The organism is Rhizobium sp. R693 (assembly GCF_002211315.1).
Taxonomy (GTDB): domain Bacteria; phylum Pseudomonadota; class Alphaproteobacteria; order Rhizobiales; family Rhizobiaceae; genus Rhizobium.
The window spans coordinates 1-13,319 of sequence record NZ_LOKY01000022.1; the positions used below are offsets into that span (position 1 = coordinate 1).

Annotated in this window: 13 protein-coding genes and 1 pseudogene; 8 read left to right on the forward strand and 6 right to left on the reverse strand. The window is 54.4% G+C overall.

Going from position 1 to position 13,319, the window contains the following annotated elements:
* The 5 genes from ATY79_RS30930 to ATY79_RS17485 all read left to right on the forward strand — a co-directional run.
* A partial coding sequence (locus tag ATY79_RS30930; protein WP_189638041.1) for a hypothetical protein occupies window positions 1-489 on the forward strand: 489 nt, incomplete at its 5' end.
* A 250-nt stretch (window positions 490-739) separates the two neighbouring features.
* Window positions 740-1,929 (forward strand): IS3 family transposase gene (locus ATY79_RS17470; RefSeq protein WP_088704512.1). Its coding sequence is split into 2 segments (ribosomal slippage): window positions 740-992 and window positions 992-1,929, totalling 1,191 coding nucleotides; the frame shifts between segments, so codons are not numbered across the junction.
* A gap of 883 nt (window positions 1,930-2,812) precedes the next feature.
* Entirely contained in the window at window positions 2,813-4,327 is a 1,515-nt protein-coding gene (locus ATY79_RS17475; RefSeq protein WP_088704513.1) for a hypothetical protein, read from the forward strand.
* Window positions 4,328-4,331: 4 nt separating this feature from the next.
* Window positions 4,332-4,697, forward strand: coding sequence for a hypothetical protein (locus ATY79_RS17480; RefSeq protein ID WP_088704514.1), 366 nt, complete (start codon window positions 4,332-4,334; stop codon window positions 4,695-4,697).
* A 140-nt stretch (window positions 4,698-4,837) separates the two neighbouring features.
* The gene (locus ATY79_RS17485; protein ID WP_088704515.1) at window positions 4,838-5,761 is read left to right on the forward strand and encodes a hypothetical protein; all 924 of its coding nucleotides are present in this window, start codon (window positions 4,838-4,840) and stop codon (window positions 5,759-5,761) included.
* Window positions 5,762-5,781: 20 nt separating this feature from the next.
* Here ATY79_RS17485 and ATY79_RS17490 read toward each other — a convergent pair whose 3' ends face one another.
* Both ATY79_RS17490 and ATY79_RS17500 read right to left on the reverse strand, forming a co-directional pair.
* Window positions 5,782-6,852 (reverse strand): hypothetical protein, encoded by a 1,071-nt coding sequence (locus tag ATY79_RS17490; protein ID WP_088704516.1) that lies wholly within the window; start codon window positions 6,850-6,852, stop codon window positions 5,782-5,784.
* Window positions 6,853-7,286: 434 nt separating this feature from the next.
* Complete coding sequence (locus ATY79_RS17500; RefSeq protein ID WP_088704518.1) at window positions 7,287-8,603, reverse strand: DUF6538 domain-containing protein; 1,317 nt, start codon at window positions 8,601-8,603, stop codon at window positions 7,287-7,289.
* 270 nt (window positions 8,604-8,873) lie between these two features.
* Here ATY79_RS17500 and ATY79_RS17505 point away from each other — a divergent pair.
* Window positions 8,874-8,984 (forward strand): annotated as a pseudogene (locus tag ATY79_RS17505) (SH3-like domain-containing protein); the annotation flags it as partial.
* The gene (locus tag ATY79_RS17510; protein WP_088692016.1) at window positions 8,971-9,342 is read left to right on the forward strand and encodes a nitrile hydratase accessory protein; all 372 of its coding nucleotides are present in this window, start codon (window positions 8,971-8,973) and stop codon (window positions 9,340-9,342) included. The pseudogene ATY79_RS17505 and the gene ATY79_RS17510, both read left to right, overlap by 14 nt.
* A gap of 3 nt (window positions 9,343-9,345) precedes the next feature.
* Here the strand turns inward: ATY79_RS17510 and ATY79_RS17515 are convergent, their stop codons facing one another.
* From ATY79_RS17515 to ATY79_RS17525, 3 genes are read right to left on the reverse strand one after another with little or no spacing between them, the layout of a single operon-like run.
* The gene (locus ATY79_RS17515; RefSeq protein WP_088704519.1) at window positions 9,346-10,128 is read right to left on the reverse strand and encodes an anti-sigma factor; all 783 of its coding nucleotides are present in this window, start codon (window positions 10,126-10,128) and stop codon (window positions 9,346-9,348) included.
* Window positions 10,125-10,640 (reverse strand): RNA polymerase sigma factor, encoded by a 516-nt coding sequence (locus tag ATY79_RS17520; RefSeq protein WP_088704520.1) that lies wholly within the window; start codon window positions 10,638-10,640, stop codon window positions 10,125-10,127. Before ATY79_RS17520 ends, ATY79_RS17515 begins: the two co-directional genes overlap by 4 nt.
* A gap of 10 nt (window positions 10,641-10,650) precedes the next feature.
* Window positions 10,651-11,031, reverse strand: coding sequence for a hypothetical protein (locus tag ATY79_RS17525; RefSeq protein WP_088704521.1), 381 nt, complete (start codon window positions 11,029-11,031; stop codon window positions 10,651-10,653).
* 148 nt (window positions 11,032-11,179) lie between these two features.
* On the opposite strand from ATY79_RS17525, the gene ATY79_RS17530 reads away from it, so the two are divergent.
* A complete protein-coding gene (locus ATY79_RS17530; protein ID WP_088692020.1) occupies window positions 11,180-12,307 on the forward strand; it encodes an ATP-dependent RecD-like DNA helicase in 1,128 nt (375 codons plus the stop codon).
* A 16-nt stretch (window positions 12,308-12,323) separates the two neighbouring features.
* Here the strand turns inward: ATY79_RS17530 and ATY79_RS17535 are convergent, their stop codons facing one another.
* A complete protein-coding gene (locus tag ATY79_RS17535) occupies window positions 12,324-13,010 on the reverse strand; it encodes a MerR family transcriptional regulator (protein WP_088692021.1) in 687 nt (228 codons plus the stop codon).
* Window positions 13,011-13,319: the final 309 nt, after the last annotated feature.

A 13,319-nucleotide genomic window follows, 5' to 3' on the forward strand; every position in this document is an offset into this window, starting at 1 on the left:
GCCCGCCTCGTGCTCCTTCAGGATGCCAATGATCTGTTCGTCTGTGAAACGGTTGCGCTTCATTCTCTGGTCCTCTCAATGGGCCAGAGCTTACTTCAAAATGGATTATTTCAACGGGGCAAGGTCATCGATTACCTCGCTATCGTCGCTTATTGGCTGAAGGGGGACGAAATGGCAGAGCCGTCGTTAGAGGGCGCTTACTCCGCAACAACGAAGCAATGGTGGGTCTCTGAGTCATGCCGACTTGCTAGCAATGACATTTTTGACTGCCACGTCGTCAAAGGCATCCAATGGGAGATAGATCATAATTGGACCGCCATTCGTGTTGGCATCGTTGTCCTTGTGGTTGGATGGCTGCTCTATCGGAAGAGGGCGGCGCTAGAAGACGCCTTTGTAAATGGTGTCGCTCGGTTGATCCGGGGTAAGCGACGGGTCGGAAATCGCATTGACGACGTGAAGAACCGGATCGTTGAGAAGGCGAACGAATAGCTTCATCGGTCACGCTTGCGCCACTCAATCGGATCGTAGCCATTCCATCGATGTCGGTTGGAAACCCCACGGTATGGGTTGAACACTAGTCCCCTTTCCAGATGTCGGCAGAGATACACCAGCGGAGTGCAGTCGAAACCAGTTAAATCCAGTGAGCGACTAGCGATCCATTACCATTGGCAGGATGTGACCTGCCACTGAGAATTTCCTCCAGGATGGATTAGAGTCCGGCCCATTAAAGGACGGACGCATGAAGAAGCAGAGATTTACGGAAGAGCAGATTATTGCGGTGCTGAAGGAGCAGGAGGCTGGCGCGAAGGTGGCCGACCTTTGCCGCAAGCATGGAATTTCCGAAGCGACGTTTTATAATTGGAAAGCCAAATACGGCGGCATGGAAGTCTCCGAGGCGAAGCGGCTGAAGGCGCTTGAGGACGAGAACGCGAGGCTGAAGAAGCTGCTGGCCGAACAGATGCTGGATGCAGCCGCACTTCGCGAGCTTCTTGCAAAAAAATGGTAGGGCCTGCCGCCAAGCGTGACGCCGTCGCGCATCTGAAGGCCGTGATGGGTCTTTCGGAACGGCGGGCCTGCCAGATCATATCTGCTGACCGCAAGATGATCCGCTACCGGTCGCGCCGACCGCCGGAGGTGGCGCTGAGAGCAAAGCTGCGCGACTTGGCCAATGAGCGACGGCGCTTCGGTTATCGGCGGCTGTTCGTCCTGCTTCGGCGGGACGGAGAGCCGTCGGGCGTCAATCGCATCTACCGGCTGTATCGCGAGGAAGGTCTTTCCGTTCGCAAGCGGAAAGCCAGGCGGCGTGCTGTCGGCACGCGTGCACCGATCCTGGTTGAAGCGAAGGCCAATGCCCGCTGGTCGCTGGACTTCGTGCATGACCAGTTTGCCTGTGGCAGACGCTTCCGCGTGCTCAACATTGTCGATGACGTCACGCGCGAATGCCTGGCAGCGATCCCGGACACCTCTATCTCCGGTCGACGTGTCGCCCGAGAACTGACGACGCTGATCGAACGACGCGGCAAGCCAGGAATGATTGTCTCCGACAACGGCACCGAACTAACGTCGAATGCCATCCTCGCCTGGTCGAAAGATCACAGGGTCGAATGGCACTACATCGCGCCGGGAAAGCCGATGCAGAATGGCTATGTCGAGAGTTTCAACGGGCGCATGCGCGACGAGTTGCTCAACGAAAGCCTGTTCTTCGGCCTCGATCATGCCCGAAGCGCCATTGCTGAATGGGCGGACGATTACAACCATTTCCGGCCGCACTCATCGCTCGGATACAAAACCCCGGCAGACTTTGCCGGGACCATCGCCGCAACCGGCTCCAACGCTGCGCAAGATGAAAGCTTCGCGTTTCCGCCGGTTGCTCACACCGCGCCACTTGGCGTATTCAAAACCGCCGGGGCTCTAGTCGCCGCTGGATGAAGGTTCAGTGGCAGGTCAGCTGCTACAGGGTAAAGGCAGTTTTCCAACAGGGTTCATCAGGCGAACAAGTTGGTAAAGGTTGATCGAAAAATCTCTATTTTACCAGTTATGTGAGCGAAGCGAACACACGAGCGAAGCGAGTGTTCATGACGAACAATGGCGATTGGTGGAAAATCCATTCGATAAAGAATCTTCAAGAAGGTAGGAAACTCTGTCGGTCGAAATGGCAATTGGTAGTAAATCCATTTGAAAATCAAACCTTACCGATAGCCATTGGATTAGAGACAGTTCCCTTCGCTTCGCTCGTGAACTGGGATTGCCCACTCGCTACGCTCGTGGTCATCCCTTGCTAGTGATTTGAGATTCTTTGATTGATTCACTATCGATGTCACGTTTTATTCCTATAGATACTCTAAGGGAATTTAGTGTGACAAGCTGTTAGATTGAGTGGCGCAAGTGTGACATCATGGGCTGTAATTCGTTTTGGTTTTGAATAATAAATTCAGCGGCTTACTTGCTTTGCCTGCCGAATTCCGCTATAATACGCTCTCTCCCGAAAATTGAAATTGTCGCCTTTTCCGCTGGAAACCGTGTTCTATATCGGCTTTCACAATTGAGAATTGGCGAAACGATTTTTCAGGTTCGCGATGTAAAACGCGAATATATTACACGATTAGACACGATATAACGGGAGTGGGTTACTAAATACTATTGTTGAAAACGAAGTCGGGCGAAATGGCTTATTTTCAATAGGTCATTCGAACGGCTTCGGCATCACAACATCCTCAAGAAAAGTGCAAACGAATCTCTGAAGGTCTCTGTGTTCCTCGCCCGACACGCAGAGACCTTTTTTCGTTGAAAATTTTTTATTGAGGACAAATTTATGAAGAGAATAATTCAGAAAGTCGACGGTCATATTGGTTCAGGCAAATCCTATCGAACACGCGAATGGTACAGTGAATTGATCGCCAAAGACGGCGGAAATACAGTTCCGGCAACATTTGCCACTCCCACGAACGGATTGAGCAATGAGCATCATGCCGAATTCGAAAAACTTGGCATCCCGTCTATGGTCATCTCGCAAGATGCTGGCTTTCGTAGATCAACTGAAGCGTACGTCCGCTACTGTGATGAAGGCTATGCAGGCGTTCTAATCCCAAACAATATGGTTGCACTGAACGCCCGGGCAAATACCTCAAACCGGCTGCTTGTGCTCGATGAAGCTTTTATGCCTGTCGAGACGATCAGGATTGAATTCGAGAGCGCCGAAGACGTTCATGAAATTCACGTTGTCGAGGCGAAAGACACCCTTCCAGATGCCGCCCCAATGTATGAAGTGGTTCCGTCTGAAAAGTTGAACGCCGCTCTGAAAGGCTACGATGTGGAAGAGCGTTTCAAGGGTTACGGAGCGCATGTAAAGAAGCTGAACGATTACACACATAACGAACACTACCGCGTCGTCATTGACCAATCCAGCTATGACAAGGCAGCATCGGGTGAAGCGTTCCTTAAGCACGACGAGAACGGCAACGTAGTCGGCGAAACCCGTGCTTGGCTTCAGTTCACTATCTTCATGCAGCCGTCTATTGCTGGTGCCTACAAAGACGTTCTGATGATCAGTGCGAACTTCGACAAAACGCTGTTGTCAATGATGTGGTCGAAGGACGTTGAATTTCAGACGAACGAAGAGATTCAATCCCGACTTCGCTATCAGGACATGAAGCACGTTGCCGATAAGGTTGAACTCTATCATGCCCCTGTCAAAAATCTGTCGAAGACGTTCCTGAAGCGGCTTGGCAAAGGTGATGAGGAAACCGGGACACAACAGTTCCTTGACGCGGTTGCTGGCTGTGTAGGGCAGATGTTCCCCGGTCGCGAGCACATTTACTGTTCGAACAAGCGATCCGACAACAAGGAATTCAGATGGCTGCTGGATGGGGACAAAGGCGGTCAACGTGTCATCACCAACCCGTTCGGTTGGAATAGTTTGCAGCACTGCGATATGGCAGTGTTCCTCGCTGCTATCAATTACGATCCCGACACAATCGAGCGCCTGTATGCCTTCTACGGCATCACGCAGAAGCAGGCTAAGGACGCGCTCTGCTATCAGATGGTTTATCAGTTCATCGGGCGGACGATGATCCGGGATGAGGAAAGCATTGGGCAGACTAAGAAGAAGGTCGTTCTGGTGCTCCCTGATGAGGGTTCCGCCGATGCCGTTGCGCTCATGCTTGGTTGTTCGGCATCCACCCCGCTGGGGATTGATTTCGGTAAGCAGCCTAAGCGCGGTCGTCCCCGTGTTCAGAAGAGCAAAGAACAGTTGCGCGCGGAAGCTGCTGAACGGAAGCGCAAGAGCAGGGCAGCAAAGTCTGCTGCTGCCGTCGAGATGGCGCTGTAAGCAAATGACTGCCTATCCGCTCTCCGGTGTTTATTCCATCGTCTGCAAACCCACCGGGGATAAGTGGGTTGGTTCCTCCGATGACATCATTCGGTGTCTAAGGGACCATTTCGCCTGTCTGGCTGATGGCGTTCACGTCTGGCATGTTCAGCGCCTCTACGATCTTCATTCGCCATCCGCCTTTGAATGCTATCTGATCGTGGAAATCGAGGACGAGGAGCAACGGCTAGATGCGGAGCAACACTTTCTGGATACAGGCAAGTTCTCCCTGAACATCGATAAGAACGCCCGGAAGCTTGAACCGCGTCCAAAGGGCCTGCCGCTGTATCGACCGACGAACATCAATCCAAGGAAGATCGAAATCGGATGACTGTCACCGGGGAGTGACCTAACCCGCATGAGGTTGCGGAGGAGAACCTTTACTATTTGGGCTTGTTGCGTTCGAGTGTCGCTGCCATGATCGGGCCAGCCACTTAAAGGCAATGCCGAACGGGTCAGGGGGCGACCTTCATGAACATCACAAAGCTTGCAGTTTTTTCCGTTGCGCTTGGCTGGTTCGGAGCGGCACAAGCCGATGATGCCGCTGTTGCCCGGTACAAGGACTATCTGCCTGAACAAATCATGCAGCTGCCGGAGGAAGAGCGGAAGTCCAGTGTACCCATGATGTACATCGGGGAAGCCACTAGCGCGTTGTCCAAAAACGGTCCGGTGTACATTCAATCTGCCTTGAATTCGCTGATGTACGATGGCTTTGCTGATTTCGAAGGGGCGAAGCGGGCCTTTCAACAAGACCTTGGCGAGCAACCAACGGGCAAATTAACGGTCGGACAACTTCATAAGCTTGGCTATCGGGCGTCCCGATTGCACCTGACATACGTCAACTTCTTTTCCTACGATTTCGGCGGGTCTATCACCAAAGACTATGCGACAGTCAAAGGTACGGTGAAGATCATAGATGAAAGGATCGCCTATCCGATCAATAATGTGGTGGTGAAATGTTTTCGGGATGAGAGCTACTGCACCTACCGGCAGGTAGCTCTGATGCTCCCGGACGAAAACTCATGGGCGCAATCGTACAGCGTTTTGACGGTTGCGGATGAATATTACAAAATTACCCGATGGGACGAAAAGCAAATCGATGCGGTTCCTTACGAGAATACGGCTTGCCGCACGAACCAACTGAGCTTCAATTTCGAAACAAACGAGTTCTTCGAAATCGCCCGCAACAACACCTCTGGCGATTGTGATACGGGATTGGGCACGATGCCCCGGCTGGAAAAGCCCCGGGTGTCTCAGATTGTGAAGGGTGACGACATCGTCAATGCCGAGTTCAAACGGCTTGGTGAGGAAGCGGCAAGCTACTATTCGAGCGCTTTCCGGGAACGTCTCGGGATGCCGAAGACCGGTCGTGTTGCAGTCGGATCGAAGCCATAGTGAAGCGGGGCGCTCCCGGCTTATAAGTCAAACAGCGTTGGTGCCGCCGATGCGCCAGCCGTGGGTTTGTGGCTTCCCAGGATCGCATTCACCGCATCGGGAGACAGGGGGTTCGCTAGCTTTGAGCCATTGAACTCAAGAACCCGCAACACGCGCCGCTGCTTTGCCTTTCCGTCCACGAGGCGGTACGCCCACTGAACTTTGAGGGTGTCCCAGACCTCCACATGAAGGTCTTGTTTCTTTACGAGCCGCCAAAATTCCGCGTCTTCTATGACAAAATAACAGTCTCGGCGGTTGGCGTCTTTGCCCTTCCATTGACGTGTTCGCTGATCCTCCTCGACCCAATTGGGCGACGAAACGCTGATGTTCTCAACGGCGACCGACCACTCTGGCGGCTCTTCTTCGTCTTTCTTTCTGGCTGGTGGCTGCGCACGACTCGCAAAAGAGTTACGCGGAATTGGGAACTCATCACCTGCCGTGAAGCCGATCCGTTTGACATCATGGTCATTGTAACAGGCAGCGTAAAAGTCAGCGCGGGCTTCAAGGGCCTCCACTAACTCCCCATCTTCCATACCTAACCGCCTCAACTGCTCGTTTTCCAATTCGAGAACGGCGCGCGTCATCGCGGTCAGTAACCGCTCACCCGCGCGACAAGCTTTTTCATCAGAAATGGGGGGAGTCTCGGGTGGCTCCTCATCAGGGGCATCTTCATCTTCAGCAGAATATACTTCCTTCAATCCACTCGCGGTGACCTGACCTAGCTCTTTCCCCCATTCTGATGGCGGCTTTCCCGTTAAGCCTTCAATGAAAGCTGCAGGAGTATCGCTGTCAAAAAATAACACCGTCGCAGCCGCAAGGGGGATGAGAACCTTTAGACACTGTAAGAATGAACCTTCTTCTGGTGGTAAAACCACCAGTTCGTACTTCAGACGACCGTCGAACAAGGCTTGATCGAGGGACGAAAGTATCCTGCGTGCGCTGTCGGCGGTTCGGATAAACGTATCAAGCTTGATGTGGTGTTCTTCCACGTCGAAGTGAACGAACAGGGTGTTCGTAAGATCATCGAATTCCCACGAAGAAAATTCAGACATAAATTGTTCGGTCTCCTTGCGACGTTGCTAGGCTATCCGAACACCGCTTCCAGTAAAGGCATGGTAGTGGTGGGCGCGCTAGGTTGCGCGGTTTTCCACATCTACTTCTGGTGGTTGGTGCTTTCTAAGGTTCCCTGTCTCTTATGCGGCTATGAGCCTATTAATCTTCGCCTGTAATTTGTCTCTCTGGTCGATCATGCTGGATGCGGCATCATAGAAGCCTTCATCACGCAAACCCGAGATGATGCGGTTTAGCTGTTTGAAAAATGTCTTACGCTTGGTCTCGCTTCGAATGAGAATATCGAAGGTGTATTTCGGTTGTTTCTGCAAGTTTCATATCCGTCAATGGATATGACGTTTTCTTCATAATATAGCGCATTTCTGCTTTCACTTTCGTCATATAAAATTAGTAGGGTTGGTTCGTATTTTTGGGTCTATCTATTGTCTTCGGGTAGCGCCTCCGTAAGAAGTTTGTGCATCTTTGACAGCCAAACAGGACCGCCATAGTAGCCGGTTTGTCCACTGGTTGCGTGCCCCATTACCGCGTTTTGCCACTGGTCTTTATGCTCGCTATTGCGCATCAGATAAGCGATGCGGTGGCGATATCCAACGAAGGTCTTGCCGGGAACAGTCGCCCGGATGAATGGCGAAATGTGCCTGTAAAGTCGTCGTGGTCCCCGAGCGTCAGTAAACTCGGTAAAGCCATTCGGAAACGCCTTCATTGCCTCCAAGGCATGACCAATGAGCGGAATTTCGCGTTCTCGCTCCTTCGTTTTGAGATAGTTTCTGAACTCGTTTTTCCTGATTTTCAGGTGAGGGTATTCGCCATCAAGCACCACATCCCCGGGTGCCATTTGCGCCAATTCCTTGATGCCAAGCCCGGTGTTCTGCGACACGAGAAGGATGGCTTTTGCAGCATCTGGAAGGTGACTGTCGTCCGCTGCCTTTTCGCGGAGCAACCGGACTTCGGCTTCTTCCAGTTGTTCGCGCTTTCCAGCGTCATCAACATTGATGGAATCAATCTCCCGGAACGGATTTTCCACGCCCTTGTGATCGCGTTTCAATACCGTCTTCAGCATGGCACGGATGCCCCGCATTGTCCTATTGGCATATTCTGATTTGAATTCGTCATTCATGACGCGTTCAACGAGAGTGTCACGATATTCTTCGACGGTCGTTTCTGTGATCTTCAGGGCGTCGAGGTCGCCCATTTGCTTGACGAAGTCTTCGGTGAAGCGCTCGTACTTCCGCCAGAAGCTACGGGCGTCCACTTCGTTCATGAGCTTCGTTTTTTCCGGGGAAAGCTGCTTGAAGCGGGGGAAGACCTTGCTCATTGGTAAGCCGGGGATTTCAACCGCAGAACCGAACGTCGCGATTTCTGCCCTGTTCGGCTTTGGATTGTCTTCCATTGCCTCCACCGGAGCGGACATCAGTTCAACGAAGGACTCTTCGGTGGAGTGGGCTATTACCTTGGGGTCATTGTAGATATAGCCGTGCCGTCCTGCGGTCTTCTTGGCGATGTCGATGAAGATTTCTTTGATGTCGTTGAAATCGTGCGACTCGTACTGAACGGTATGTTCAGCCTTCAGAAGAAGAGCTTTCTTCTTTGCCAACTGGTAGTCGCCCGTCTTCAGGGTCTTGACGATCTGTCGCTTACCCCCGCGCCGGGTCCAGTAGTCTCGTGGAACGGTGTAAAGGAAATAATATGTTCCGTTTCTTTGAATAAGGTTGTCGCCATAAGTTGCAGCCATAGTAAAACGTCTCCTTTCGCGTTGCGGCGGCGGATTGATCAAAACAATAGTTTTGGGGAATGTCCGCCTTTAAGCATTTCTAAGTCGTTCGGTCAACTACAAAGTCTAAATTCGGAAATTGTAGAGAATTCATTTTCAAAACGACTTTTATTACTTGGCTTATTAGCGTTTCCGAAAGTTAACAAAAACATGTACAATCCACTCAACCAGAAGCTAAATCGTAGGAAAATCAATGTGATAGACCGCTTTTATTCACCCACAATGGGTTCGCAATGGGTCTATACGGTCGTGTTCGATGGCAGCGAGATCTGGGGCGAGGGTGCGGACCCGACGCTCAGCGTTTCGATCGATGCGTGGGAGAGCTATCTTGAGTCAGTGTGAGACGCGTTCACCGCTCGCGCAATCGCCGCAACTGCCGAAGTCGTCCGATGGCGAGCCGGTTTTTCCGGAGCCTTGGGCTGCGGAAGCCTTCGCCATGACCGTGCACCTGCACGAGCGAGGCCTGTTCACCTGGAGCGAATGGGCGGAGACCCTGTCTCGGGAGTTGCACGAGCCCGGCCGCGCCGAAGACGGCGGTGACTATTTCGATTGCTGGGTGGCGGCCCTTTCGGCGATTCTCGTCAAACATGGCGTCGCTGATGCCGACATCATCCTCGATCTGCAGAAAAGCTGGCAGCGGGCGGCAGAGGCGACGCCGCACGGTAAGCCAATCGAGCTTGCCAACGATCCGCTGCGCTGACACTCAGGACGGAAACTGCCTGTAGCATTCCTCCGCCACTTTTCTCAGTACATCGCGTGAGACCTCGCCGGTCACGGCGTAGCCGAGTTCGCCGTCGATCCAATAGAAGGTTTCGACATTGCCGGACGAGGCGAACCGGAAACTGGTCGATCCGTTATTCGCGTTGCGGCCGACCAGGACTGTCAGGCGTTCGCCGGCCTGATCCTCGTACATGAACATCGCGCCCGGCCTGCCGTCGACGGGCAACAGGCGTCCCCCGACCAGCTTGAAGCCGAGCTCCTGCAGGTTCGGAACCCGGAGGTTCTGGATGGCGAGCCGCTTGCCGAGCCAGGTCGCCAAATGGGCTTCCTCGTCGGCAAAGACCTCGACGGGATGGCGGACTTCACCGGCGTAAATCAGGAAGGCGTTGCGGGCTTCGTTGGGAAGTGTTTCGAGTTCCGTCAGTTGCAAATCCGGCTTTTCAAACAGCGTCGAGCCGTAATAGCCGCTCACCGCGCCAAGACCGAAAACCACTATGACCACGGCCGCCGCCGCCAGGCGCTTCGGCCAGTTTGCAGGTTGTCTGCTGCCGGTGACAAGCGCTGCGTCACCGTCCGCGGATCTTTCATAAGGTGCAAAGAGCGATCGGATCTCGGCATTTTGCATGGACCATTCCGCCACCTTGGCGGCATCATCCGGATTGTCATTGAGCCATGCCTCGATGCGCGCGCGTGCCTGCTCGGGAAGCTGTCCGTCGGCATAGGCATGAAGATCCGCTTCGGTCACGGTCTGGTTGATCTCGTTCATTTCGGTCTCCGAAGCGTAATGACATTGTCAGCCTTCATGCGCTCTCCTATCCGTTGGCGTGCGCGTGACAGGCGCGACATAACCGTGCCGATCGGGATGTCGAGGGCGGTGGCGACCTCCTGATAGGTATAGCCTTCGACGACGACCAGCATCAGCACCGAACGACTTTGCTCCGAAAGGCTGTTCAGCGCGTCCTCCAGACGCGAATGCTCCAGCGGATCGGGGGGCGGATCCATCGACACGATGTCCTCAGAGCTGTCGAGTTCCACGAACGGCGCGCGACCCGTCTGGCGGCGGCCATTGCGATAGAGGTTCGTCATGATCGTCAGCACCCAGCCGCGCAGATTCAAACCCCGCCATTGTCCGCGACGAGCCAGCACCTTCTCGACGCAGTCCTGCAGCAAATCCTCCCCATCCGCGTCGGAGCGGGTGAGGCTGCGAGAGTAGCGTCTCAACGAAGGAAGGAGGGCCAGGATCTTGCCCTCGAAGCTATCTTGCCCTGGTGTCTTCAAATCGGTTCGCTCACGGCTTGACGAGATCCCAGTTGCCGCCGACGCCGTCACCGGTGATATCGCCCATCGTCTTGTCCTTGACCCAGAAATAGAGCGGCATGCCGTCCTTGGCCCACTGCTTGGTGCCGTCCTTCCGTTCGACAATCGAGTATGCCCCCTCTGGCTTCGCGCCGCTAGCGGCCTTCAGCGGCGGCCAATTCTTGGCGCAATCGTCGTAGCAATTGGAAACGCCCATCTTGTCCTTCTTGAAGGTGTAAAGAGTCATGCCGTTGTCGCCGGCGAGAACGTCGCCCTTGCTGGATTTTACGGCCTTGACCGGCGGGGCCGCAAAAGCGGACGTCGCGGCGGCGGATGCAATGGCAAAGGCGATCAGGATCTTTACGGATTTCATGGGCTCTCTCCTCACGTGTTGGGCACGCTTGATTGCGTTGCCGGACATGAGACACCTTCGACGGCGGTTTTATTCCCTTGCGATCCGCTGTTCGTCCAGATTTTTCGGGGTTGCCTATGTCAGGCGAATCCTGCCAAGTCGGCTCACGATGCAATTTGCTCCGCAACAAGATGAAGCCCTAAAGGCCGTTTCCCAATGGCTGAAGGAGGGGCGGACACCGCTTTTCCGCCTGTTTGGCTATGCCGGTACGGGGAAGACGACGCTTGCGCGCCATTTCGCCGAGCATGTGGACGGCGATGTGCTGTTTGCCGCTTTTACGGGAAAGGCGGCACAGGTGTTGCGATCGCGCGGTGCCAGCAATGCCAAGACGATCCACTCGCTGATCTATCGTCCGCGCGGAGAAGAAGCAGTCGAGGATGAGGAGACGGGGAAGACTTCCATCGCTCCGATGTTCACGATCAACCGTCAAAGCCCCGTTGCGAAGGCGGCGCTGATCATCGTCGACGAATGCTCAATGGTGGATGAAGCGCTCGGCAGAGACCTAATGAGCTTCGGCACGCCGATCCTCGTTTTGGGGGATCCCGGCCAGTTGCCGCCTGTCTCCGGCGGCGGTTATTTTACCAATCAGGAGCCGGACTATCTGCTGACCGACATTCACCGGCAGGCGCGAGACAATCCGATCATCAAGCTCGCCATGCAGGTTCGCGAAGGCAACGAGATCATGCACGGCGATTACGGCGCCGCGCAGGTGATTTCGAAGAACGAAGTGAACCAGTCGCTGGTCCTCGATGCCGATCAGGTGCTCGTCGGCACCAATCGAACGCGACGCCGGTACAATCAGCGCCTTCGCGAATTGAAGGGCTTTGCGGCCGAGTATCCGCAAACGGGGGACAAACTCGTCTGCCTGCGCAACGATCCGGCAAAGGGTTTGCTCAACGGTTCGCTCTGGCAGGTGATGACGTCGTCCAAGGAGACGACGAAGCCGGGTATAAACCTGTTGATCCGGCCCGAAGACGACGACATGGATCGCGGCGCGGCGAAGATCAAACTGTTGAAGCAGGCTTTCGAGGATGTCGAAGGCGAGATCCCTTGGAACACGCGCAAGCGCTACGACGAGTTCGATTACGGCTATGCGCTGACGGTTCATAAAGCGCAGGGTTCGCAGTGGAACAATGTCGTTCTGTTCGACGAAAGCTGGGCCTTCCGCGATACGCGCGAGCGCTGGCTCTACACCGCGATTACGCGCGCAGCAGAGACGCTGACGATCGTACGTTAGGCCATTTGCCTAGGCGTCAGACCTGGACGACACCGAGCATGACCGCCTTGGCTATCGCCTGAAAGCGATTGTTGGCGTGAAATTTCTGGATAATGCCGGCTTCAAGTGATTGAGCCGCGTCATCTCGAAGGTCGAGCGTGCGCGCAATGCGTTGGGTCGAAAGCCCCGCCGCCATCAGCGCCAGGCACCGTAGCTCCTGATCCGTGAGGGTTGATCCGCTCTGATTGTCGTTGAGCGGCGGATCCTCGGTTGCTTCGCGATCGAGAAGCTCGCTGACCTGCTGCATCTGCCGATGCAATGTGGACATTTCCGCGCTGAGTTCGCGTTTGCGGGTCACCAGCGCATCGCGAAATAAAGCCTCGGCAGCCTCCTGCGAGTCGGCCTCCACGAGGTCAGTCATCAGGTCCTGGATCACAGCCACCGCCATGCCGGTCTCGCGGCAAGCGTTGATGACCGCCATGCGCATGACGTCGCCCGGTTCATAGACGCGCATCAGGCCGATTCGACTCGCCGAAATCAGCCCTTTTTCCTCGTAGAAATGGAGGGTTCGATGGGTGACACCGAAGGCATTGGCCATGTCGGCGATCGCTACTCTTCCGCGGGGCAAGTCGGCGGGGAGGGCCGCTGAAGGGAGGAAACGGTGCCGTGGTCGCGTTTTTGTCGCTAGGTCTGGCGTGAACCCGTGCTTGTAACCTTCTGCCATGGTCCCTCCCATTGCGCTCATTGTGCGTCTGCAAATTGCAAAAGGGTGTGGTTGAGTGGGTTCCCTCTTATCGTTTCCGGTTCGGGCATCGAAGCACCTGGCGGCGTTCGCTTCGATATCATGGGCTTACGTTACTCGTGATCGACGTAATTTGTTAGTATCAAAATTAGTGACTTTTAATTTGCAGCGCAATCTGGCTGGGACGCTGTCTTTGGCGATGGGGGTTCTCGCGAAAAATCAACGTTGGAGAAACGCTTTGCTCGCTTAAAGCGCGAAGATCGAACCGTTGTACTTCAGGCGTCGCGCCGA

Coding starts and splice junctions, on each gene's coding strand:
- ATY79_RS17525 (WP_088704521.1), bottom strand. CDS start 11,031: ATGAAATCCGTAAAGATCCTGATCGCCTTTGCCATTGCATCCGCCGCC.
- ATY79_RS17490 (WP_088704516.1), bottom strand. CDS start 6,852: ATGTCTGAATTTTCTTCGTGGGAATTCGATGATCTTACGAACACCCTG.
- ATY79_RS17515 (WP_088704519.1), bottom strand. CDS start 10,128: ATGAACGAGATCAACCAGACCGTGACCGAAGCGGATCTTCATGCCTAT.
- ATY79_RS17500 (WP_088704518.1), bottom strand. CDS start 8,603: ATGGCTGCAACTTATGGCGACAACCTTATTCAAAGAAACGGAACATAT.
- ATY79_RS17485 (WP_088704515.1), top strand. CDS start 4,838: ATGAACATCACAAAGCTTGCAGTTTTTTCCGTTGCGCTTGGCTGGTTC.
- ATY79_RS17530 (WP_088692020.1), top strand. CDS start 11,180: ATGCAATTTGCTCCGCAACAAGATGAAGCCCTAAAGGCCGTTTCCCAA.
- ATY79_RS17480 (WP_088704514.1), top strand. CDS start 4,332: ATGACTGCCTATCCGCTCTCCGGTGTTTATTCCATCGTCTGCAAACCC.
- ATY79_RS17475 (WP_088704513.1), top strand. CDS start 2,813: ATGAAGAGAATAATTCAGAAAGTCGACGGTCATATTGGTTCAGGCAAA.
- ATY79_RS17535 (WP_088692021.1), bottom strand. CDS start 13,010: ATGGCAGAAGGTTACAAGCACGGGTTCACGCCAGACCTAGCGACAAAA.